Consider the following 23,885-nt stretch of genomic DNA (forward strand, 5'->3'; position numbering starts at 1 on the left):
AAAGCAATTGGCAGAAGCTCAGCTACAGTAACCCCGGACTCCAAATGGTTCCGCTACTGAAAGCGGGGGGACGTCGCGTCCCTATCGAGACCAGGTAACCCGTTGATGTCGTCCGCAGAAGCCCAGCCTCAGTATTCACTCAAAGCCCAAGAGATCATCCAGCGGGCCAACGAGCTGCTGGCTTCGGGTGGGTATAACGGCTTCAGCTATGCTGACATTGCCGAACTGGTGAATGTCAGGAAGGCCAGCATCCATCACCACTTCCCGGCCAAGGTGGACTTGGTCAAGGCGACCGTCGTCCAGCACCGGCTGGCGATGCGGCTGGGACTGCAGTCCCTCACGGAATCGATTCCTGATCCCTACGCGCGACTGGTCGCCTATAGCCGCTATTGGGCCGACTGCATACAGGAGTCGGATCCTCCCATCTGCATCTGCGCACTCCTCGCTGCCGAATTGCCGACCATCCCGGCGGAGGTAGCCGAGGAGGTCACGGGCCATTTCAACGATCTCCAGACCTGGCTCGCACAGACCCTGACCGAGGGCGAGACGAAGGGCGTGATGCGCTTAGTCGAGCCGCCTGCGGGAGAAGCCGCGATGTTCATGGCCTCGATCCATGGGGCGATGCTCTCTGCTCGAGCTACGGGCAACGCATTGTTGTTCTGGCAGATCGCGAAGCTGTCTACAGATCGACTGAAAATCGAGTAGTACATCGTGCGATGTGCCTTTGAGGCGAAAGTGACCTAGCTGAGCTCCCTAGCACCTCTTAACTGAGGCGACACAGAGGCAGTTAGAGCCTCTCCATCCCTCGGGATTGGAGAAAGCCATGAAGCGAAGTTCAGGCCGCTCAGCGGCACGTCCTGCTTGGAATCTAGGCAAGCTAGTGGGACAGAAGGCGCCCCTAAAGCTTAGGGAGATCTGGTCGATTCGAGTCAGGCTTCAGCTCAAGGGCGATAGTCGGCAGTTGGCGCTCTTTGATCTCGCCATCGACAGCAAGCTTCGCGCGTGCGATCTGGTTGGGCTGCGGGTCCGTGACGTCGCACATGGCATGTACATTGGCTCAAGAGCATGCGTCGTCCAGCGCAAAACAAAGCGTCCTGTCCAGTTTGAGATAACGCCGCAGACTAGAGATGCATTGGTCGCTTGGATCGATAGTCAGAAGCTTGGCCTTGACGACTACCTCTTCCCCGGCAGGCAGCGAGGCTCAGCCCACCTCTCCACGCGCCAGTACGCCCGCTTGGTGAAGGCTTGGGTGCTCAGTATCGGTCTGGATCCAGTGGGCTACGGTACGCATTCCATGCGTCGCACCAAGGCATCGCTCATCTATCAACGTACCAAGAACCTGCGCGCCGTCCAGCTGCTGCTCGGGCACAGCAAGATTGAGAGTACCGTCCGCTACCTGGGGGTCGAAGTGGATGATGCCCTTGCGCTGGCAGAGCAGACCGAGGCATAGCGTGCCTCCGAAAGCGGCTTTAGAACGGCCGCTTTCGACCCAAAACGGACGTCGCGCCTTCATGTGTAAGAGCCGAGTTAAAACTGCAATTGGTCAATCGCGCACCGCAAACCTGGTTCATTCGTAGCAGACATCGAGAGCATCTCTCTCCACGGAGTGTCGTCTCGGTGTGGCCGCGCTCAGCTCTAGCCCGACTTTCTCTGTAGTCGCTGGAGGAAAGGGAGTTCGCGGCAGTTTCGTTCTAGTGCCCACAACATCTGGAGCGAATCTGCTCCTGCCTGTTCCAGCAATTCTGCGGAAGCCTGCTCCATAACGACGAGCGCTTCCCGAATACGGACCAATTCACTTTTTCCCTTTGTCGTCAGAGCGATCAAAGTCCTACGCCGATCGGCGGGATCGTCACGGGACTTCACCAGTGACAGACGGGTTAGTTCCTTGATCCAGACAATCACGAGCGGGTGCGACTGCCGCAGCAGCCCTGCGAGTTCTGTCACTCCCAGCGGGCCATGCTCATCCAGTGCCAAGAGCGTGGATATGGTACGCGGCGGCGCGGTAACTCCTACCGTCGGATACCAATCGGCCGCACCCTGCACGAGCTCGTCGGCTAGGCGGCGCAGCAGGTGCGCCAGGAATGCTGGCCCTTGCTGCTGAATGAAGTCAGTCATGTCTTGCTCCTCCAGCGGGTTGACGCCTGTGACAATTAACGTCAACATTTACGTAAATCATAACCTAATTGGAGTGGCCATGCGCAAGCTCTTATTCGGTGCGGCCCTCGTCCTCGCCATGGTCCCTGCCACCACTATGGCAGGCGACCTAGAAGTGCCCGCTCCACAAGCTTTCTCATGTCTTACCGGCAGCTATCGGATGGCAGATGGCAGCACCCTCGATATCGGTGCGTCAGGGTCCGGTGCATACCGATGGCGGCGTCCGGATGGTCAAACCGGGGCATTGGTGCAGCAAAGCGATGGCGAATGGATCAGCACGCTCGGATGGACAGAGCGCCCAGATGGCCACCGACTGACCGTATCGAACTGCAATCAAGGTCAGATACTTTTCGACCGCGTTGCTGGTCAGCGCGAGCCACTCGTTCAGATCGACACCCGTTTCCAAGGAAGCGGTGTCGCGTTGAGTGGACGATTGACCCTCCCGCCTGGCGATGGAACGGTACCTCTTGTGGTCCTTGTCCACGGCGCCGAGCGAACGTCGGCGATAGACACGTACTCGCTTCAGCGCGAACTGGCCAGTCAAGGCATCGGCGTCTTCGCATACGACAAGCGGGGCACGGGCCGCTCACAAGGCCGCTATACGCAGGACTATCTCACGCTTGCCATCGACGCCATTCATGCCATGCATGAGGCGAAGCGCCTTGCCGGTAAGCGAACGGGGCGCATCGGATACCAGGGAGGCAGTCAAGGTGGATGGGTGGCGCCGCTGGCAGCAAGAATCGAGTCGGTGGATTTCGTCATCGTCAGTTTCGGTCTCGCCGTATCGCCGCTTGACGAAGACCGGGAAGCAATCGCGTTCGACATGGCGCGCGCCGGCTTTGGCCATGATGAACAACAGAAGGCGGACGAGATCGCTAGCGCGACAGCCGCGATTATCGAGAGCAACTTCACGGAAGGGTTCGGCAGACTTGATGCCCTGAAGGAAAGGTATGAGAAAGAGCCCTGGTTCCCTTTCGTTCGAGGCAACTTCACCTCGTATCTGATTTCTACTCCGGAGGCCGTCGTGCGGAGCGACTTCCCCGCACTGCTCGAGGGAGTGCCGGCGCACTACGATCCGATGCCCGTGCTGCGCCATCTTGATGTACCGCAGCTGTGGCTCCTCGGTGGACAGGATCGCGATGCTCCCCCTTTCGAGACGCTGCGGCGCCTAGGCGAACTGAAGCGCGAGGGTCGTCCGATTGCCACGGTGGTGTTCCCACACGCAGACCATGGCATGTACGAGTTTGAGATCGACGCAGGGGGCGAGCGGATGTCCACGCGTCAGCCCGAGGGATATCTGCAGATGATGGTCGAATTCATCAAGTCTGGCCGTTCTGACGGTCTCGAAAGCAATTGAACAGGAGAGAGAAATGAACTTGAGCAAGTTCGTCAGACAAGCGCATCGCTGGGTATCGATTGCCTTCACCGTGACGGTTGTCGTGAACATCATTCTTGTCGCTTCCGGGAAGTCAGTCGAGTGGCTCTACATGCTGCCGCTCGCTCCGCTTCTGCTCCTGATTCCGACAGGCCTCTATATGTTCTTCCTGCCCTACTTCAGAAAGCCGCGTTAGAGCCCTGTGGTCTGAAACCAGTCTGACGGCTCGCTGTGGACGGCGTCCGCCAACGAGCCATTTCCGGCAACTAGTTGTGCGTAGCAACCGTATTTGGGGCTGGCCGGATCTCTGCGCTGTCAAATGTCCGCTTCTGGCCGGAAGCGGACGTCGGCGGGGCAGGGGATTAGGAAGATTTATCGGGGGTAGGGCGGACGTGCTGCGCACCCACGCGCGCTAGCATCCGTCTTCCAATCGCGTCTCACGTCCTGAACCTGGCGGGGCTTAGCTTGCCGGCATGGACCTGCGCTGGCACCCGATTACTGGCCACGCCGGCCCGGCGAACCGGACGCCCTGTACGTGGCCCGGGATCGAGGCCTGGGCGCGACGTCACCAGCACTCCCTGGAAGCGGACGCTCCACAGCTAATGCGCATCGAGCTTGCCCACCAGGGGAGGCGGCGGTGCGGGGCGCGAAGGTATGCGATTCTCGCATATGTGAGAGTCGAATATAGCGTAGGTGGTCGCCCGACTCACCTGGCGGAATCGCAGCGCTTGGCTTCCGGGGGCAAGCCAGTTTGGGCGAGAGCCCCAGTTCGCAACCGCGGTACCCAGGTAGTTGCCTCTCGACCGAGCCGGAAATCCCTGTCTCGCCCCTTGAGACGCTCGTGCCTCTAGAATTGACTCGGACATAGGGGCGAGACTGGTGCTGGAAGGTATTCTCAACAACTCAGTGGATGAAGCGAGTGAGGGGCCACAGCCGTGTGCTTTCAGCCTTGATCAGTCCTGCTTCATTGAGCACGTTCGAGGCCTGAGCCTTCTCGGCAAGTCGTTTTCGAGCCAGCCATCAACGATTACCGCGGCGGCCCTGCAGGCGTGGTTCTCGCGCAGCTTTCCGAAATTGTTGAAATCCCGCCCGTTGGGATCTCTCAAACTAGCTAAGGCGCCCGCCGTTGCGGCGTTCGGCGACGCCCTGAGCCGCCAGTCGTTGCTCGAGGCCGCGTACTGGCTCAGTTCCGCGCATGCGAAATTGATCCAAGTTGAGCAACGCCGGGCGTTGTCGATGTATTTCACGCCCCCCTCTCTCGCAATGCGTGCGTTAGACGACTTGGCGACCCACGGGGTTCGATTCGAACGGGAGCGCTTTCTGGATCCCGCGTGTGGAGGGGCCGCGTTTCTCGTGCCAATTGCCATCCGGATTCGCGCTGCGCTCCGCGGACGGCTTCCACCGAAAGCGATCATCGCTCAGATGGAGGCCAGTCTGTGCGGAATGGATCTGGACGCCACGCTCTGTTGGCTGTCTAAGCAATTGTTGCGCGCAGTGCTGTACGACGAAATTTGCGCTGCGGGGGTAGAGCCAAAATTTTCGATTCGGGTGGGGAATTCACTTACCGACGCCAGCGACCTATATGGCCAGGCGGATGTGGTGGTGTGCAATCCGCCTTATCGAAAGATGTCGGCCGACGAAGTGGCTGGCGTCGCCGGACAATTTGCAGGCGTCATCTCCTCACAACCCAATTTGTATGGACTATTCGTCGCACTGAGCCTTCGATTCATGAGTGAGCGCGGAGTAGGAGTGCTCGTCACTCCGACAAGCTACCTATCGGGTCATTCCTTTTCGCCCCTCCGAAAATTCTTGCAGGAGTCGGCGACGATTCCGAGCATCGGCATCGTTCAAGAAAAGGACGGCGTTTTTCTCGATGTGCAGCAAGAAACAGCACTTTCGATGCTGCGCCCGCGCTCGTCGCCCGCGCCGCAGCGAACTGAGGTAGCGATTGTCAGCGGAACCGGACAACGAACCAGAATAGGCGACTGCGAGCTTCCAGATGGCGGCGTGGCGTGGCCGATTCCTCGCGCCGTATCTGACGTGTCGCTGCTCGCCGTTGCGCGCGGTTTTGCGCACCGACTTCGCGACTACGGCTATGAGGCGCGAGTAGGCAATTACGTCTGGAACCGAGATCAGCGTACGGCCTACAGCTCGCGCAACGCCGCACAGCGCTTCAATCGCGACGCCATTCCGCTGCTATGGTCCAGCGACATCAAGCCAGGCAAGTCGATCCATTTTGACGGCGCAAAGAAGAGCCGCGGGGAGCGTCGATTCGTTGTGGTAAAGGATGCCGCGCATCCGTCGATCATTCGCCGTCCCTGTGTTCTCTTACAACGCGTGACATCGAATGATCAGCCCAGGCGGCTAGTGGCAGCGCCAGTTGGCCCGGCTTTTTTTCGAGAGTTTGGAGGATTCATCGGCGAGAACCATACGATCACCTTGATTCCAGTTCGTGCTCGGCCTGAACTGCCGCCCAGCCAGTTGGCCGCGCTACTGAGCTGTTCTGAAATTGATCGGTTGTTCCGTTGTATTTCCGGCGCGACCAACGTGTCGGTATTCGAACTCAACCAACTCCCGCTCCCTGACCCCGCGGCACTGCGGCAACGACTCGCACAAGGCCGACCGGTGGCGCAGGCGCTGAGTGAAATCCGCCGCGAATTGGAGGTGCCGTGAGGGATATGAACTCTTTCGCGGACCGTCGGGCAGATCAACTTCGCGCCAAGGAGCGGATGGCACAGAAGTTGAACGAGCGCTCCACGCGTCCGCGCGCTCCGACGGGGCCGGAAGTTGCGGCGACCGAAAGGGGTGGCGCCGCAGAGGCACCCACTCGCGTAATCCCTAGCTGGGTGAGCGCTCGGATAGCTGACACCCCGTTCGGCTTGTACGCCAGTGGCAGCGAGTCGACGCCGATCACGCTGCAGCCCTGGGCACGATTATTGGCAAACGTGTGCCTGGAAGCGGCCGATAGCGGCGGCATTCATATATGCCTTCTTTGGCCTGTGGAACTCAGCCAGCTCGCCCAGCTGCATGGGATCGTCAGCTTGCACCGGATTTCCCTGGGCGACTTCCATGGGCTTCGAACCGGATATTTCCCTGGGAGCCATTCGACTCGCCTCGCTTATCAATCCGTCGAAGTGGATCGGACGGCGCTCACCAAGAATTTCACTCGGCATTTCCACTCGGGGCCGGACGGAACTACTTTCGATGCTCCCACGCGATCTCGGTCATTCGAGGCCGTGATGCAGGCGCTTACCGAAATCGAGCACTGGAACAATCCCGCGGCTAGGCCGCCGCTTGCCGCGTTGATTCCCAGCTTTATTTGGGAGGCAGGGTCCGACCAGTGGGCGAGTTCCCCGCAAACGCAGCTCGATGCAGCGCTGGTCAACGTCCACAAGCGGGGGAACAGAAAGGAAGCACGAGCGGCGACAGCACCCGAATGGGGAGATGCCGTAAACGCGCCCGGTGCCCTAATGGTTCTTCATAACAGCACCACCAAGCGCACTTGGAAACAGGCATTTTCGGCAAGTGCCTTAGCGGGCGAATCTAGCCTGGACCTCTTTCTCCTCGATGCGACGGGAGCAGCGGCTAAGTCGAATCCAAACGCAGTACGTCGAATCCCGGACCTACTTCGTGCGTATCTGGAGAGCCACCCGCGCAAGCCCGGAACGGTCATTGTCACCGATGACCCGCGCACGTATTTCGGCATCCGTAGCCGGTTGGCGGAGTTGCACGTTTGCGCCACCGAGCATGTTTGGGCTGCGGAAGCGGACGGTTCTCTGCTGTCTGCCTCGCCAGTTGCGGATGATCAGATGCCCAAGACACGCGACAACGCGCGTTGTGATGTGGCGATCGTCGACAAGGAAGCCGGGCAGGTCGCCTCGCGCTTTCTCCAGCTCGCTAACGAGGTAGGCGGCGACGAACACGCTGGCCATCAGGCCTTGTTGGAGGCTTTCCTTTACCTGCTGCGGTTGTCCAATCTTCCCGCCGGGATCAAGGATCTCGCGGACGAATTGACTGAGTTGAACGGGGATAGCTTTGCAAACGCAAGGTATTCCTGGGCGAGCGTAGTGGCCAACCTTCAAGGTGCCATCGAATCGGGTGTATTGAGCCACAAGAAGCTGCAGATCGAGCGAGCGATCGCCAAAGCCGGGGCGCTCGTATCCGATTGGGTGGACTCGACCCCGATGGCGGAGCGGCTGCTTGCTGATGTGCGTGCCCACGACCTGCGTAGTTTGGTGATTGTCCTGCCGAACCGCCAATACGTGGCGTTGGCAAAGCGCTTCCTTCAACGGCGGCTGGGCGAGGATTGGGCTGCGATCGAACCACGTATTGAGTGGTATACCCTCGCCAGCTTTGAGTACCAGTTACGAGACCACAATCGACATCGCCACTACACCATCGTGGGGCTCAACCCTCGGGTTCTGCGGTTGGTGCTGACGCATCCTGACCTCCCACATGGCACCCACATTCTGCTGTCCCACAAGCAGGCTGATTCAGCGATCAAGACGCTGAGGGCGATGAGGCCCCTGGACGCATTCAAGCCGTACCGAGGACGCATGGGCTTGCTGGAGCAGGAGCTCAGCAAGCGCCTCGAAGAGATGCCCCCCTTGCCGCTGCCTGAAAAGCTTGGCGAGTTCTCCATGACCTTTGATCTGACGGATTCGGGCGGATCCCAGGACGGGGGTGAGAAGGCCTTGTACCGGTTCGATCTGGACGGGACTCGCCCGGTATTTGCGTCCGGCTGGGTCTACCGGTACGACGCAGAGGAGGGTACGGGCTTTCGGCGAACTGCTGCCAAGGATGTCCAAATCGGCCACTTGCTGTTCGACATGAGCGACGCTCTGCGTACTCGTTTCGAAGAGGCGCTGGAGCTGTCGTCAGGCGGGTCCACCATCAGTCACCATCCCGCTCGTGCTCTCTTGAAGCTGTACCACAATGAGGTGCAGGCACGGTGCACGGCCTTGTTCCCGGAGGAAGTTCACAACCGAGCCAAATTAGCCCGAGCCATTTGGGACCGGATGCTGGAACTGGGCGCCTCAGCTGATGCAGGACGCGCTGACCGCGTCCAGTATTGGCTCGACCTGGGCGAACAAGGCGATCAACGCCCTCATGCGGCCCGTGATGTGCAGCTGTTCCGATTGTTCTGCGCCGCGTTGGGAATGCCCGAGGAACGAACGAACGACAGCCTGGTGTACGTTCGAAATGCGCGGCGCCTTAATCAAGAAATCGGCCGAGAGCTCGCGGCGCGCTATGCCGAAATCCTGTTTCAGCCGGAGAGCGCGGTCGTCTACCGCAAGGTCCCGCTGTCGGTCATCGAGGACCTGCGTCGCGAGGCCGTGCTAAGCGTCTTTCGTGTTTCCAAGATCACTCCACCGGCGAGTGCTCGCCGGTAACGCCGAGGTTGGCCATGACGATCAAGTGCCTGGATCCGCGCAAGGTTCACGACGCCTACAAGGAAGCAGTCGTTGATAGCCTCCTGAATAACCTGTCCGCGCGAGCGGCGGGACGCGAAGAGTTCTACCCGGTCATTTTCGGCAACAAGCCCAGCAAGGCGTTGATCTCCGAATTCCTATTGCCAATGCCCGAGGCCGAACGCCAAGGGGATGAAGAAGCCGATCCGATTCAGATCAGCGCTCACGGGCTGGACTTCCAAATCACCACCAGCGCCCCAGGGGAGCAGCTGCGCGTCCGGTTGACTGGCGCGGTCTATGTCCGGATTTTGCCAACGGCTGAGGATATCCGCCCTGGAGGTCGGTTGGAACTTTCCTTCCCGCTCACCAAGAATGCCGAGCGGGCTCTGAAGGATGAGGTCTACGCGCGACTACGCGCGCTACGGGAAGCCTTACCTGACGGAGAACGCAACCCGGCATGGCGCCAGCGCAGCCTGGAGGCGCGCCGGTCTGCTTACGCCGCTTTGGGCCTGAATTTCGAGCCAACGCGCGATCGCACTCTCGGCGACGACGAAGGACAGCAGGAGTCGGGCGAAGGCGAAGAGAGCGACGAGCAGGGTGGCGAAGAGGCCTCCGTTATTCGCGTTACGGGACGTGGACAGCCTATTCCGGATGCACTGGCCCGCGACAGCGCGATACCGGCAAAGTGGTATCGAATCGACTTGACGCTTCCCGAGTTCTCATTCTCCGCGGCAACGGCTTCGGCAGATGCGTTGGCCGCAACCGACGAGCTGAACAAATCGATCGCCGCTCGCCTTCGCGCATGGGCGGACGCTGACGACGGTCCATTTTCTGGAAAGCTGTGGGGCTACCGCCGCGGCCTGCTCGTTCGACCGTCACACCAGCAAAGTTGGGATGAGTATCTGGCAACGGTGCGCGCGTCCGGCGAGCCGGTCCTCCTGCCGAATCTCGACCTGCGTTTGGTCGTCAATGCGACTGAGGATCCACTGGATCCCACGCGTACGTCCATACATCTGGCCTTGGAGAATTGGACACCACCCCTGAATCGAAACAACGCTCGGGAGCTCGAACCGGCTATTTTCCAAGTATCCGTGAGTGTGCTCCTTCCGGCAGCAGCGCACCGCCCGCTGCATCTCGAGCGAGTCAAGCCCTCCTATCGGTACAACCGTTACCTCAAGTACCCCGCGCTTGGTTTTAACGGCGGGGTCGTCCAAACGGACGAGGGACCGGATCGCCGCCTAACGACGACTTGGTCGCCGCGCTATGTACTGCCGCGAATCGTTCCCACAGTAGGCGACGTTGAACTCAACATCGCGCTGCTCGCCCAGGAAGACTGTCTAACCGGCCTCATGCCACTGGCAGCAGCGTACGAGCGCTGGCTCGCAGACGTGGCCGGCACGCCGGTGGATCACGGCCTTGAGGGCCCCAATGCGCAGGAACTGAAGGCGCGTGAGCGCGACAAGCTTCAGCAGGACATCGCGAAGTGGGGCCAGGAGTTAGCAGCTATTCGAACCGGCCTCGAGATCTTGACCGAATCGAAGGCGCACTGGTCCGGGCCGGGGCCCCAGGAGGACTCGCGTGGGATCCCATTCGAGGCTTGGCTCTCGATGAACGCCACCATGGCGAAGTTAGCTTCTGCCAAGGGATACACGGATTGGCGGCTGTTCCAGCTCGCCTTCATCATCTCTTCCATCCCAGCGTTTGCGACGCGTATTCCCGCTTTCTCTTCGTACTACACGGCCGAGGTCGAGCAGCACGCGAATGCGGTGACTTTGCTGTATTTCGCCACCGGTGGTGGCAAGTCGGAAGCCTTCCTCGGATTGCTGGCGTTCGTGGTGTTCCTTGATCGGCTGCGCGGAAAGCATGTCGGCGTTTCTGCACTCATGCGCTATCCGTTGCGCCTGCTGACGCTGCAACAAGCGCGCCGCACCTTCGCCACCTTGGGAGCTGCGGAGCAAGTACGTTTCGAGCGAAAGCACCCGGGCGAGCCGTTTTCGCTTGGTTTTTGGGTGGGCGGAAGTAATACGCCAAATTGGCACAAGGAAGACGGCTACTCTGACATTCCTACCCAACGCGACGTTCCGCCCGAGCGAGAGGCGGCATATTTGGCCGCAGCGGAGAGCAAGAAGTACCGCGCCGCTCGCGACCGTTGGCTCAAGTTGCCCGTTTGCCCGTTTTGCCAGAGTCGCAACGACCATCGACTTGCATTGCGACGCTGGTCGGGGCGGGGCGGGAATGCCCTGGGTCACTTCTGTTCGTCGCCAAAGCGCGACTGCAGCTGGAATGCTCGCTTCGAAGATCCGACGCCTTTGCCTTTCTACATCGTCGATGAGGACATTTACGATCTTGCGCCGACTGTTCTGCTTGGGACCATTGACAAGCTGGCCGCGCTTGGCCAGTCCCAAGGGACCATTCGCAAGTTTTTTGGCATGTTCGGTTTCGCGCCGCTGCTCGAGTCCGATTCGGAACGGCTTTTCGTTCCGGCCAAGGCGGCTGACTGGGAGGGACTTCCGGGCCCGAAGGTTATAGGGTTGTTCCCCAGCTACGCGAACGGGGCCAAGCGCTTCTTCGACCCGTTCCCGTCGCTGCTGATCCAAGACGAAGCTCATTTGCTCGACGAGTCCCTCGGCACCTTCGCCGGCTTGTTCGAGTCCGCCCTCGAGGCGGCTTTCGACGAATTAGCCCCGGCACTGGGCGACCAAGTAATTCGACCGCCTGGACGAGACGGGCGTCGCAGGATGAAGGTCATTGCTGCGTCCGCCACGGTAAGCGAACCGCAGCGACAGATGCGCAACCTGTATCAACGTTTTGATACGGTCCAGTTCCCCTATCCGGGTCCCGATCTTTACCGCTCTTTCTATGCCGCACCCAAGCAGCCCGACGCCAGTCCAGAAGATGACGAGCGCCGCGACATCTCGCACGAAGACGTGGAGACACGTTCGCACTGGGCGCGGGTCTACGCGGCGGTCCTGACCAATGGCCATCGGCATACCGTCGCGATGGCCTCCCTCTTGGGGCATTTCCACCTGCTAATCTCGGGTCTATACGAAGGCCTGCAGGATGCCGATGAGACCAAGCGCGACCGCGCCAGAAGTGAACTGGTTCGATGGGTGTCGGCCGGCCCAAATCAAGCTCAATTCCGGCGGCTACTTGGGTCTGCGGAACATGCGCTGCTGCTTACCTTAGTGGACCTCCATCGGATTGCGTTGACCTACGTCACCAACAAAAAGGGAGGCGACCAGGTCATCGACACGGAAAAGTCAGAATCGGAGCGGCTCCACCAAGAAGCGGGGCTTCTGGATCACAAGCTCTCGTCGGAGTTGCTGTCGGGCGCCGTGTCGGCGGCCGGGATCCAGGAGATCGTGCGGCGAGCCGAGAAGCGGGTTGCCCCGGGCGAGGCATTTCCGCCTCTGAACTCCACCCTGCGCTCCGTTATCGCCACTTCGGCCATCTCGCACGGCGTGGACGTCGAGGAGTTTAACGCGATGTTTTTCGCGGGCATGCCTTCGGACATCGCTGAGTACATCCAGGCCTCGTCTCGCGTGGGTCGAACGCATGTCGGGTTTTCCCTGCTGGTCCCCATCCCGCAGCGGTACCGCGACCGCTTCGTCACCGAGATCCACGACATTTTCCATCGGTTCCTGGAGCGCATGATCCTGCCCGCGTCGATCGATCGATGGGCGGAGAAGGCCCTGTTGCGGGTCATGCCCAGCTTCTTTCAAGAATTTGTCTGCGGCGTTCAGGTCGCCCAGGCAATCTGCGCCGCGGATCCGGACCGTAAGCCACGCGTACCCACGCAAGGCTGGGCCACCGAGACCAGGACGTATCTCGCCCAACCGGACCATGTGCGCGAGATTCAGCGGTTCATGGAACGTGCGTTGGGCTTTGAGTTCGACCCCCCGCCCGAAGGCCTGGCCTACTACAAGGCGGCATTGCGTCAGCAACTCAACCTCTTTCAACAAGACCTGCAGCGCGACGAACTGGTGACGGGTACCAAGCTCAGCCGATTCTTCGAAGTGCGCGATCGATTGAATCGTCCCATGACTTCGCTACGCGATGTGGATTTGCCGGGCGTGATTTACGAGTCGAGCCGGGACGCTGGCGCGAACAAAGTAGGGGAGGGCGTCACCGCCCGCGCCATGCAGTTTATTCGGCGCGGGACAGGCGCTGACATTGACTCGACCGACGAGCGCACCGAAACCTGGGGCGCGGACTGACGCATATGACCAAAGCCAAGACAATGAGCCGTTCGCGGAACCAGCTGGCGACGGCCTATGCTCCGGGCAGCTTCTTCACTTTCGAAGGGGGGCTCGGCGCGTGCCTGGCACGCTCCTCGGCCGGGGAAGCTATCGACCAGCTTTCGGAGTCCACGACCGAGTTGATTTTCGAGCGCCTGAACGAGATGGGGCGGGCGTGGTTCGCGGCAGCCATGGCGGCGCGGGAGTCCGATCAGAGCAAGCCGCAACCGCTTCCCGCCCAATGCGTGGATCGCGCCCTGCTCGACGCTTCGATGACGTCGTTTCAAGTCCCCGGGCGAGACCGCATTCACCTATGCCGCCCTTCCTTCATGGAATACACGCCGGCCCCGCTCAGCTTCGTTTGCCGCACGTGCGGAGTGTTTAAGGATTTCGACAGCCTCAATGCCCTCGAACGCGCGCTTCCGACGATGACGCCTGTGCATTGTGCTAATCCCAAGCAGCGGGGTGACTGCGACTGGGAGCAGCTAGACGTGGTTTTTGTTCATTGGTCCGGCCGCTGGGAAGCGCCCTTTCCGGGCCAATGGAATTGGAGTCAGGCTGACGCGAAGGTCGCCAAGTTTCGCTCTCGATGCACATGCGGGAGCACGGCGTTCCGGCTCAATCGACGAGCGCCGGGTATCGGTGACTGGTTCTTTGAATGCGCGGCTTGCGATACCCCGCTGTCCTCAAAGTGGCTACAGAACGATCGCGATACGCTTGAGCTGATTGGCGCCGGCATGAGCGCCCAACGACTCACAGAAGTGCGTATGCAGGCCACGCCGTATCGTGCATCCAGTACCTACTACGTCAAGACCGATCTGTTCATTGATTTTAAGAACAGCGGGCAGCAGTTGCTCGCGTGCCTTCGACCAAACCGTGTGGAAGAGCTGCAGGCCTTCGTCGCCTCCCAGTACGGGTTCGAAGTCGGGGAGATCTCCGACCAAGATGTGGAAGCGGCTTGTGCCGGAAAGCCCGAGTGCGCCATGTTGTGGGCAGACTACCAGGCGGCAACACAAAACATTCCGAGGCTCGAGGCGGTCTTGCCGCTGCTTCAGCCCGCCGACCGTGAGCCCATACAGGCGTCGATCGATGGAGCGCACCGAGCGCGCCGTAGCGTGGTGGAGCGACTTCGGGAACGACAGATTCTCATTCCGAAGGTCGAACTCCCGCTCGCCGTGCGCGAGGGTCTGCGCCAGCGTCAGGCCAGGTTCGCGTCCAAGTTCGATCCTTTTCGGCTCGGCATCGAGCACGCGACCCTGAAAGCATCGCGCCTCGATATTGAAACGCGCACCGGCGGCAAGCGCCCGTACGTTTCATTTGCGCGTCTGGACGAGGACCTCGCCCCGGAAGACCGGGATGAGGCGGTGAGGCAGCAGGAGACCACTCGAGCCTTGTTGGACCGACTGGGCCTCGAGGACATGGGCCTCATTCGTGAATTCGATCTTTGCAAGTTCAGTTATGGTTACTCGCGAATGGAAGCGAGCCCCGTGCTGCGCGACAAGCGCGGTATGGACATGCCGGTTCGACTGAACCTGTTCCCGGCCGTGCGCGTCGACAACGTGGTGAAGGCGCCGATTTACGTCATCCAGCAGAGCAACGAGGCGATCTACGTCCGCCTGAGGGAAGCGCAGGTCTTGCGATGGCTGGACTCATTGGACTGCACAGACATGTTTCGACTCGCGGAGGGAGAGCGGGCCGGCGCGGGTATCCTGTCTATCGCCCAGCCCATGGGCGCGTTCTTGGACAGCCTGCCGCGATCGGTGCAGCCGCCCACGTATTTCTACATGTACACCTTGTTGCACAGCTACTCGCATCTGCTGATGAAGCACCTCGCGGAATATTCGGGGCTAGACTTGGGCTCCTTGGGGGAGTACATCTTTCCCGCTGATCTCGCCTTCGTGGTCTATCGAAACGGCACGACGATGGACTTGGGCAACCTGTCCGCGATGTGGCGCAATGCTGGCAATGCCATGTTGGCAACCATGCTTGGAACCAAGGCAACGCAGTGCGGCACGGGAACGTTGTGCACGTACCGCGGTGGCGCTTGCCCAGACTGCCTGATGGTTCCGGAGACATCGTGCATTGCCGGAAACAAGCTTCTGTCGCGCTCAGTACTGAACTCCGTCGAAGGACGTCCCAGTCGATTCGACACAAGGCAAGGCCCGATTCGGGGCTACCTGGACTTTTCCTAGGCCCAGATGCGTCAGAACCTGACCAGCTTGGAATGTCGCGCTCTGGAAGCGCTCGCGCCGCGGGCCAGCGTCGCCGCGAAGTTGCTCGACGGTTGGTCACAGGTGCCTGGAGAGGGCTGGGCTTCTGCGCGCGACCTGGTCGAGCTGGCGGGATTGGGCTTGACGGAGGAAACGGCGGTGCGCGAGGTGACGGCAGGTTTGGCCCAGCTAGACCTGATTTCCACGTCTGGCGAAGGCTGCAAGCTGCCCCTTGTCAATCGGCCCGTCTTGCAACGGCTGGCGCTCGCCTTGCATGCGATCGCCTTCTATTCGAGCAATGTTCACCGCGACGAGACCCTCGCGCGGGTCGTCCTCACGCGACCGCCTCAACCTAGCGCGCTGGAGCAGCAGCTCGTCGACCGCGGTTGGCGCGCAGTTGACATCGGCACGACGCGCGAGACCTTTGTTGACCTGGTACGCAGCGCCCGTAGGCGCGTTTTGGTGATGACGCCTTTCCTCGATATCCGCGGCGCGGACTGGTTGTGCGACTTGTTCGACCGGGTGGGCGAAGGGGTCGAGCGCGTGCTGGTGCTGCGAACCTTGGAAAATCCCCAACGCCCCGACTATCCGATCGGTTATCCACACGCCGCCAGTCGCCTGCGCCAGGCCGGGGTCCAGGTCTTCAACTACTCGATCCCGCGGGCCCTGGGCTCAGGTCGTGAAACATTCCATGCCAAGGTGGTTCTGTGCGATGCAGACCATGCCTATGTCGGATCGTCAAACCTCACGGCCGCATCATTGGAGCACTCCATGGAGCTCGGCATCGCGTTGACCGGTCGGGCCGCAGTCAAACTTGCGGAGGTCATCGAAGCGGTGTTGTCCTGCGCCATTGCCTGGCCCTACGCGGACTAAAGCCCACGCGGTTCAAGGGGGTTCACCACCGCACTCTCGGACACTTACGAGAAGATAGATTCCTGAAGTGCTGCGCGCAGATCTTTCTGACGATCGTCCTTCAACAATTTCAGACCATCGAGGATGGCGAATGCGCCCCGAAACTGGTCCTCGATGTTGGGCTTACCTCGCCCCATGGCCTTGGCGCCATTGATGGCTTCCTCTTTGATCCTGTCATTCAAATTCGTCCCCAGCGGGTCGAATTCCATCCCGGTCGCCTGGACCTGGGCCAGATAACTGATCGCGTTGGCGAAGCCACTGCCAATAAGGAGATTGAGATGCTCGGCTTGGAACACGGCAGATAGCCATGGCTCAATGTGCCGGCGAGCTGCCAAGGCCAACACCTCAAGTTCTTGCTCATCCTCAGGCAGTGTCTGCCACCAACTCTCGTTGGCGCCGACGCGGTATCCATGTGCTTCCATGTGGCCCCTGTTGTCGCTGCGCGCAAGAAGCTTAGTTCATCGTCCCCCATGTGCGTTGTTCTGGGCTGGGCAGCGATGAACAGTCAATTACGAGATCGTTCTGGCCAGGAAGCCCAGTGCGCTAGAGGCGGGCCTCCGCCCCTAGCTGTCCTCCAAAAGACGAGCAGCGGGGTTCGCAGCGGCACTGCCGGTCTGGAAATACCCCACGACACTCGACACCGCCCGGTGCTCGGTCAGCTGCATAATCGCCGGCAGCGAGACTCCTTGGCGGCTCGCCTCGGTCACGAACCCCGACCGCAGGCTGTGCCCGCCAAAATCTCCCTCCAGCCCGGCCAGGCGCGCCCGCCGCTGCACGATTTCGCCGACCGCGGCCGGCGAGAGGGCAGGGCCGACCCGATGCTTCCAAAGCCGCCGGAAGATGGCCCCCTCGGTGAGCCCTGACGCCTCGAGCCAGTCCTCCAGCGCCAAGGCGGCCCGATCCAGCACCGGCTTGTCCGGGGTGGAGGAGGCGGTGACGCCGGCCTGCTGGGTCTTGCTGTGCTCCAAACGGTAGATGTAGCCGGTGTCACCGATCCGGCGCAGGTCGCGCAGGTCCGCCGCGGCGATCTCGCTGCGGCGGCGCCCGCCGCTGGCGAACCCGAAGCAGAGCAGGGCGCGGTCGCGCAGGCCTTCCAGGCTGTCGTCGCAGGTGGCGAGCATCGCTTCCAGTTCGGCCAGGGTGATCGCGGTCTTCTTGCGCGGGCGCTCACCGCGCTTGACCGAGGCCCGGGCCGCGCGGCTGAGCACGGTGCGGATTGCCGGCTGCTCGCACGGGTTGGGCTGCTGCTTGAGCCGGTGCGCGGTGGACAGCACCGCGACCCGGTGCCGGACCGTCGACAGCGTCCACGGCCCAGGCTTGGCCTTCAATCCGGCGTCGACCAGGGCCGCATCGACCGTCGGTGGCAGCTCCCAGGTCAGTTCGCCCTCGGCATTGCGGCGGACCACATGATCGACCACGAACTGAAGCACCGCGGCCTCCGGCACCGGTAGCGTGAGTTCGATGCCGTAGCGCGCCGCGTACCAGCCGGCCCAGTAGCGCAAGGCGGTCGCATAGCTGCGGGTGGTGTTGGCGGCAGCCGCTTCGGCCAGCAGTTCACGCACTGCATCGGCGGCCTGCTGGGCCAGCTGGGCGGGCAGGACCACACCGGCACCGGGTTGCGCGAGGGCGGGAAGCGCAGGATGATCCTTCATAGTATGTAATGTACGCTACGATTGATTAGGTTTACTCACGATAATCATCACTTATCGTGACTACAAAGCAAATTCCAGCCCGCTGACAGTAGGAGCCTGACCTTGGCACGCGGCATCAGTGAATCTGACGTCCACAAAGCAGCTGACGAGATCGTTGCCTCCGGAGAACGACCGACCGTTGAGCGTATTCGTGCTCACCTGGGTACCGGTTCCCCGAATACGGTGACGCGCTGGCTGGAGACCTGGTGGCAGCGGCTGGGCGATCGACTGCATTCGGAAAAGAACTCCCTCAAGGCAGGCGAGCCCCCTGCCGATCTGGCAGCCATTACTCAGCAGCTTTGGGAACTGGCGGTCGGACAGGCTCATGAGGTCGCTACCCAGGCCCTCGAAGAGTCTCATGTCTCTCTGGAGGCGCGCGCCGCTGTGCTGGCCACGAGTGAGGCACAGATTGACCGCGAACGGACCGCCTGGGCCGAGGAGCGCATCGCTTTAATCCATGCCCGGGATCTGGCGCAGCAGGGGCTCAGCGACCTTGAGGCCCATCTGCAAGCGCTCGGCCGTCACCTGGATGAGCTGCAGCGCCAACATTCTCAGGTAGACAGCGAGCGGGAAAGCCTGCTGGTGCAGCTATTAGCTGCACAGGCGGCCACACGCGAAACGGCCATTGCCGCCAACGCAGAACGCACCGAGCGCGACCAAGCGCATCGCGCCGCCGAAGACCGTTGGATGCAGGAGGTGGATCGCGCCAGACAAGAGGCCGCACGTCAGACCACGCTAGTGGCCCAGCGAGACAAAGCGATGGAGCGGGCGGTCACCGCTCATGCACAGCTACAGGATCGCCTGCGCGTCGCAGAAGCATCCGCTGCAGCCGCAGATGCGCGGGCGCTCACGCTGCAGGCAATGCTCAATTCGAAGCCAGAAGCCAAAGCGGCACGAGCGCCTAAGTCCGTCGCGCCTATCGCGACGGCACGTAAACCAAGGCGGGGTTAGCGCAGCTTAGTACATGTGTTTACTACCGGATGCCTCTGTCGCACCCCCTTTAGAAGGGCTTGAACTCGCCCCCAACGCCGGCGCAGCATAGAAACAGGGGTACACGGGGGTGGGGCCATGGAACGCATCGAGCTGGAGCTCGACGCCCAGTTTTTCTCAAAGGACGTCATCGCGCGTACGGTTTACCGGTACTCCGGAGACTATTTCGTGCACGTAGAGTGCATGGCCACGGCGCATCGCGTCTCGCTGTCGCCGCGAACACCCGACATCAACACGAGCGCTCTCGCAGAGCGGTTTCAGACAGACGCCTGCGATGATCGCCTCCGAGAGCAGATTGCCTTGCAGACCGGCGATTTGCAGCGCTTACTCATGCGCGCGGCGATCGAGCGCGCCTCGCTAACCGATGCGTCCTCGTGAAGTTCCAACCCGCCGCGGCCTTCACCGGTAGCGCCTCGACCTATCAGCTTCTACCGCTGCGATTCCGGCGCCTGCCTTGGGATCCAGAACGAGTATTCGTCAGTTCTGCCGCTGGTGACTGGCTGACCTGCCGCCACGCCGACCTGGTGAGCTTGCTCGACGGCGAGCTGCCAGTCGACTCTCCCTTGATGCAGGATCTTCAGGCGCGGCACATTGTCGCCGTTCCATTGGATTCGCTGACACTCTCGCCCTTGTTGTCACAGCTGCGCACGCGCAAGGGGTATCTGGAGGGTGGCCCCGCGTTGCATATCATCGTAGTGTCCCTGCGCTGTCACCATTCCTGCAGCTATTGCCAGGTGTCTCGACAGGACACCCTGAAGCGGCAGTTCGATATGCGAGAAGCGCAAAATGCCCAGTTGGTTGAGCGGTTGTTCCAGTGGCCATCGCCCACCTTGACGATCGAGTTTCAAGGCGGCGAGCCCTTACTTAACTTCGAGCAAGTCAGACGCCTGACGGAGCTAATCCAGGCACGCAATCGACAAGAGGGCAGGGCGCTGCGATTCGTCATCGCCTCTACGCTTCACGGCGTCACCGATGCTCAGTTGGAATTCTTTGGGCAGCACGGGTTCGAATTGTCCACGTCACTGGACGGTCCTGCGTGGCTCCACAACGCCAATCGTCCCACCCCATCGCGCGATAGCCACGAGCGCACGATCATGGGCATCGATAGGGCGCGACAGGTCTTGGGACCGGACTGTGTGTCGGCCCTCACGACGCTGACGGCGAAGAGTCTTACCGCGCCAGAAGCCATCATTGGAGAGTACCGGGAACGAGGCTTTCATAGCATCTCGCTGCGGCCACTAAGTCCGTACGGATTCGCTCGTAAGACGGCTAGCCGTATCGGTTACACAATGCGCGACTTCCTGACCTTCTATCGGCGGGCGCTGGATGAGATCGTGCGGGTGAACGAAGACGGCTTTGTCCTCGAGGAAACTCATGCCAGCCTGCTTCTGACTCAATTGCTGACACCCTTCAGCCATGGCTACGTGGACCTTCGCTCGCCGATGGGTGCCGGCGTAGGGGCCGTGGTGTACGACTACGATGGTCGTGTCTATCCCTCAGATGAAGCACGCATGCTCGCCGCCCAAGGGGAGGACCGATTCTGCTTGGGCACCTTGGATCAGTCCATTGATCAGTGGCTTGCATCACCGGCTATGGAAGAGCTCCAGGTCGGCGGCGTTGCCGAGGCATTGCCGGGCTGCTCGGACTGTGCGTACGTGCCGCTGTGCGGCGCTGATCCGGTCGATCACTTCGCTCGGCAAGGTGATGTAATCGGGCATCGACCGACATCCGACTTCTGCACCAAGCAAATGGGGATATTTGACCTGCTGCTTGAGCGCATGGAATGCGCGTCACCAGCCGAACGACGCATCCTGGAAGGGTGGGCCATCGGTGCGAGACAGATCGCACCGGTCATGGAGCAAGTTCACTGATGCGCCCCCAGCAGGCTAAGGCCACCTTCTATGGGTTGGAGCACGGCCACTACAAGATTGCCGGCCTCCAGGAGTTTGCCGCTGGTCAGTATCCGCTTGAGCGCATGGTGTTAGATCTTCGCAGTATCCCGACTTCAAGCATCGCCCCCCTGGTGGCACTACCTTGGGCGGGCTTCCTAGTTGAGGAGGCACAGCAGGCGCCTGCGGACAGGGCGTGGATGCGTTGCGAAGCTGATCGGGCCTGGACCTCGGCGGGAGACGTACTCGAACTCCAGCCATCAGTATCGCGGGCCGCGCTGCGCTATCGACGTGGCGACAATGGCAATGTGTTGTTTGCGACCGAGCAGTGCAACAGTTACTGCCTGATGTGCTCTCAGCCGCCGCGCGTGGTGGACGACCTCTGGCGGGTTGAGCAGTTGCACGCGCTGATCGAGCTGATCGATAAGGACGAACCCTCCATTGCCATCAGTGGAGGCGAGCCCATGCTTCTGGGCGAAGGATTGGTTGATCTCATCACCCACTGCCAGGCGGCATTGCCGCAGACCCATGTTCACGTCCTGTCGAATGGTCGACTGGCGGGGGAGGGCACCTATGCCAGTCGATTCAAAGGCACCCATCCGTCCCTCACCTGGGGCATCCCGCTCTATGGCGACACCCCGCAGCTCCACGACTACATCGTTCAGCGCCAGGGCGCGTTCGCTCAGACGTTACGAGGACTGTACGCCATGGAACAGGCGGAGCAGCGGATCGAGGTCCGCATTGTGCTGGTCAAGGATGCGGTACGGCGGCTGGACGCCATCGCACGATATATCTACCGCAACCTGCCGTTTGTCGAGCATGTCGCCCTGATGGGGGTGGAGCCGATCGGCTTTGCCAAAGCACACCACGAGTCTCTTTGGATGGACCCAGTCGACATGGGTGATGCCTTGACAGAATCCGTGCAGTTCCTGAGTGCCCGCAACATTGCCGTCTCGATCTATAACCTTCCACTGTGCACGCTTCCTCGAGAGCTGTGGCCCTTCTCACGCCAAAGCATCTCCCATTGGAAGCAGGACTACCGCCCCGAATGTGAACCCTGCCAAGTGCGCCAGCGCTGCGGTGGATTTTTCTCTTGGCTGACCTCCGACTGGCTCAGTCGTGGCGTTGCGCCCATCGATCAATTGGAGTTGGTCTAATGAGCAAGACCTTGGCATTTGCCTCTGCGATCATCAATGGCGCCAGCCCAATTGGAGGACTAGCGGATCAGGGTTGGCAGGCCAGCGGTTTGACGGAGCTGGCGCTCAATGAGAGCAAGTTCACCACCACCTTGACGGCACCGTTGAACCACGATCAGTTCAACATGTACGCGCGTCATCGCTCGCACAGCTCTCACCGATCCCACAGCTCGCATAGGTCTCATAGCTCTCATTACTCGGGAAGTGGCGGCAGCTACCGTGCACCTACCTACACACCGCCACCACCACCCCCGCCAGCCACGTATCAGCCCGCGCCAAGGTCGTCATATAGCGGCAGTAGCACATCCGGCAGTTCGGGGGGCTCCAATGGAAGCTCGCAGCCCCTGACTCTGGAGCCCGCACAGCGGACAAAGCAGAGCTATTCGCCCCGACCGAGTTCGGATCAGCTGCAGCTCATGATCATGCGCGTGCAAGCTGCTCTGTACGCGCGCGGATACGATCCTGGCGCCATAGACGGTGTAATGGGAATGCAAACAAAGGCTGCCCTAGCTTCATTTCAAGCAGCCCATGGCCTGCCGGCGACTGGGACTATGACCACGCCCACCTTGAACGCATTGGGTGTCGCGCTTTCACCATGATCCGAACTTCTTACCTCAGGGTGATCTTGGCGCTGACGCTGCTGCCTGCCTTGCTCGCATGCGGTGGATCTGGCGGAGGAGGCCGTTACTCGGAACCCAGTCAAGACGCCAATATCGACTCCGTCTCGGACGACTCAGGCAAGACCCGCCTAGTGCAATTCCGCCATCCCGACGGTTTCGATGCCATCCCGTTCTTTACCGGTTGGGAAAAGGCCCGGTTCGCGTCCTCATCTGCGGTGAAGATTGTGCAGGTGAGAGGGCGCGACCTTTTCGCCGGCACCAAGGGGGCGACCTTGATGATGAACCCCAACGATGGAGGGGCGGTCCTATATCCGGAGGAGATCGTCTCCCTGTTAGACACTGGCTTCGTGGCTCGGATAGAGAAGACGCCTCACGCCCAAGTGCACGTCCGTCCGGCCCAAAGTGCGCCGGCGTGGCTTGGTCAACTCATTAGCGAGTGCCTCCAGGACGCCAGCTTTGTAACGGCGGCCTATCTCCTGGATGCCTTTACATCGCCCACAGAAGATCAGCCAGGACTACTCATCTGGCTGGTGGCCGACCTAGCCTTTGCCGAACGGGCAGCCCGATTGGTGAGTACGGCTATTCAGTCCCGAGGCGCAAAACTGGACATCGTGGTCGACTTGGCGGTGCACGATGCCAGCCAACCGTTGCCCGAACATCTGGCTGATCCCAAGATCCGTCCCATCTTCTCCAGATACAGTCCGACCTAAGCACCGGTTCCTCGTCGTAGATGACACGAGAAGAAGAACTATTGGCTTTGCTGCCGGAGCTGTCCGGGGCAGAGAAGGAGCGTCGAACCCGTGAGGCACTGGCCGACGTCGACGCCGGCCGGACGACTCCGCCTGACGAGATCCTGCGAAGGCTTAGAGCGTGCGCCCGACCTAAAGATCCACGTGGACGCCGGCGTTAGCGAAAACGGGGCATGTTGAGGGTGGCTAGTTTGGAAGCTGAGGCGTCTTGTTGGCGCCAGCGCTGCAGCGTTTATGACGGTTACGGGCGGCAGCTTTGATCACAGCGGGCCGCTGGCTTCAAAAGTCAGACGAATCCGGGGCGGTTTGTCTGGCAGTTCGCCAACACCGTGGCGACTTGTTGGAGGCTCGATAGATGTGGGGCGTTTGTTGGCGACGTCCCCCCGCTTTTGAGTAGCACGCCGGTTTGGAGTCCAATTCCCCAACCCCAGGAGATTGGACGTGAAGAAG

At 61.0% G+C, this 23,885-nt stretch carries 18 protein-coding genes; 15 read left to right on the forward strand and 3 right to left on the reverse strand.

What is annotated here, in order from left to right; genetic code table 11:
* Positions 1-105: 105 nt before the first annotated feature.
* Together AC1Q5B_RS20325 and AC1Q5B_RS20330 are read left to right on the forward strand one after the other, a co-directional pair.
* Positions 106-705, forward strand: coding sequence for a TetR/AcrR family transcriptional regulator (locus AC1Q5B_RS20325; protein ID WP_492633260.1), 600 nt, complete (start codon positions 106-108; stop codon positions 703-705).
* Positions 706-823: 118 nt separating this feature from the next.
* Complete coding sequence (locus AC1Q5B_RS20330) at positions 824-1,450, forward strand: tyrosine-type recombinase/integrase (RefSeq protein ID WP_492633261.1); 627 nt, start codon at positions 824-826, stop codon at positions 1,448-1,450.
* Positions 1,451-1,635: 185 nt separating this feature from the next.
* Here AC1Q5B_RS20330 and AC1Q5B_RS20335 read toward each other — a convergent pair whose 3' ends face one another.
* Positions 1,636-2,115, reverse strand: a complete 480-nt coding sequence (locus tag AC1Q5B_RS20335; protein ID WP_192312105.1) for a MarR family winged helix-turn-helix transcriptional regulator — start codon at positions 2,113-2,115, stop codon at positions 1,636-1,638.
* Positions 2,116-2,194: 79 nt separating this feature from the next.
* On the opposite strand from AC1Q5B_RS20335, the gene AC1Q5B_RS20340 reads away from it, so the two are divergent.
* The 7 genes from AC1Q5B_RS20340 to AC1Q5B_RS20370 all read left to right on the forward strand — a co-directional run bounded on the left by AC1Q5B_RS20340 (position 2,195) and on the right by AC1Q5B_RS20370 (position 16,261).
* Positions 2,195-3,511 carry an alpha/beta hydrolase family protein gene (locus AC1Q5B_RS20340; RefSeq protein ID WP_492633262.1) on the forward strand — a complete coding sequence of 439 codons (1,317 nt, stop codon included), beginning with the start codon at positions 2,195-2,197 and terminating at the stop codon, positions 3,509-3,511.
* A 13-nt stretch (positions 3,512-3,524) separates the two neighbouring features.
* Positions 3,525-3,725, forward strand: coding sequence for a hypothetical protein (locus AC1Q5B_RS20345; RefSeq protein WP_192312104.1), 201 nt, complete (start codon positions 3,525-3,527; stop codon positions 3,723-3,725).
* A gap of 683 nt (positions 3,726-4,408) precedes the next feature.
* The gene (locus tag AC1Q5B_RS20350) at positions 4,409-6,202 is read left to right on the forward strand and encodes an HsdM family class I SAM-dependent methyltransferase (protein WP_492633263.1); all 1,794 of its coding nucleotides are present in this window, start codon (positions 4,409-4,411) and stop codon (positions 6,200-6,202) included.
* 206 nt (positions 6,203-6,408) lie between these two features.
* Positions 6,409-8,922, forward strand: a complete 2,514-nt coding sequence (locus AC1Q5B_RS20355) for a hypothetical protein (RefSeq protein WP_492633264.1) — start codon at positions 6,409-6,411, stop codon at positions 8,920-8,922.
* Positions 8,923-8,936: 14 nt separating this feature from the next.
* Positions 8,937-13,157 carry a helicase-related protein gene (locus AC1Q5B_RS20360; RefSeq protein WP_492633265.1) on the forward strand — a complete coding sequence of 1,407 codons (4,221 nt, stop codon included), beginning with the start codon at positions 8,937-8,939 and terminating at the stop codon, positions 13,155-13,157.
* A 5-nt stretch (positions 13,158-13,162) separates the two neighbouring features.
* A complete protein-coding gene (locus AC1Q5B_RS20365; protein WP_492633266.1) occupies positions 13,163-15,370 on the forward strand; it encodes a DUF8724 domain-containing protein in 2,208 nt (735 codons plus the stop codon).
* 6 nt (positions 15,371-15,376) lie between these two features.
* Positions 15,377-16,261: a phospholipase D-like domain-containing protein gene (locus AC1Q5B_RS20370; RefSeq protein WP_492633267.1), complete on the forward strand. Its 885-nt coding sequence runs from the start codon at positions 15,377-15,379 to the stop codon at positions 16,259-16,261.
* Positions 16,262-16,305: 44 nt separating this feature from the next.
* Here AC1Q5B_RS20370 and AC1Q5B_RS20375 read toward each other — a convergent pair whose 3' ends face one another.
* Positions 16,306-16,722 carry a hypothetical protein gene (locus AC1Q5B_RS20375; protein WP_492633268.1) on the reverse strand — a complete coding sequence of 139 codons (417 nt, stop codon included), beginning with the start codon at positions 16,720-16,722 and terminating at the stop codon, positions 16,306-16,308.
* Positions 16,723-16,863: 141 nt separating this feature from the next.
* The gene (locus tag AC1Q5B_RS20380) at positions 16,864-17,952 is read right to left on the reverse strand and encodes a site-specific integrase (protein WP_492633269.1); all 1,089 of its coding nucleotides are present in this window, start codon (positions 17,950-17,952) and stop codon (positions 16,864-16,866) included.
* 102 nt (positions 17,953-18,054) lie between these two features.
* Here AC1Q5B_RS20380 and AC1Q5B_RS20385 point away from each other — a divergent pair, with 102 nt between their 5' ends.
* From AC1Q5B_RS20385 to AC1Q5B_RS20410, 6 genes are all read left to right on the forward strand, one after another.
* Positions 18,055-18,942, forward strand: a complete 888-nt coding sequence (locus AC1Q5B_RS20385; RefSeq protein WP_492633270.1) for a DNA-binding protein — start codon at positions 18,055-18,057, stop codon at positions 18,940-18,942.
* Positions 18,943-19,059: 117 nt separating this feature from the next.
* On the forward strand, positions 19,060-19,359 hold the full coding sequence (locus AC1Q5B_RS20390) for a hypothetical protein (protein ID WP_492633271.1): 300 nt from the start codon (positions 19,060-19,062) through the stop codon (positions 19,357-19,359).
* Entirely contained in the window at positions 19,356-20,852 is a 1,497-nt protein-coding gene (hxsB, locus tag AC1Q5B_RS20395) for a His-Xaa-Ser system radical SAM maturase HxsB (RefSeq protein WP_492633272.1), read from the forward strand. Before AC1Q5B_RS20390 ends, hxsB begins: the two co-directional genes overlap by 4 nt.
* Positions 20,852-22,027 carry a His-Xaa-Ser system radical SAM maturase HxsC gene (hxsC, locus tag AC1Q5B_RS20400; RefSeq protein ID WP_492633273.1) on the forward strand — a complete coding sequence of 392 codons (1,176 nt, stop codon included), beginning with the start codon at positions 20,852-20,854 and terminating at the stop codon, positions 22,025-22,027. The genes hxsB and hxsC overlap by 1 nt, the downstream gene beginning before the upstream one ends.
* A complete protein-coding gene (hxsA, locus tag AC1Q5B_RS20405; RefSeq protein ID WP_492633274.1) occupies positions 22,027-22,665 on the forward strand; it encodes a His-Xaa-Ser repeat protein HxsA in 639 nt (212 codons plus the stop codon). The genes hxsC and hxsA overlap by 1 nt, the downstream gene beginning before the upstream one ends.
* A complete protein-coding gene (locus tag AC1Q5B_RS20410) occupies positions 22,662-23,396 on the forward strand; it encodes an SseB family protein (RefSeq protein WP_492633275.1) in 735 nt (244 codons plus the stop codon). The genes hxsA and AC1Q5B_RS20410 overlap by 4 nt, the downstream gene beginning before the upstream one ends.
* The last annotated feature ends 489 nt before the right edge of the window (positions 23,397-23,885 follow it).

The sequence above is a fragment of the Pseudoxanthomonas sp. GW835-FHT14C01 genome (assembly GCF_058793715.1).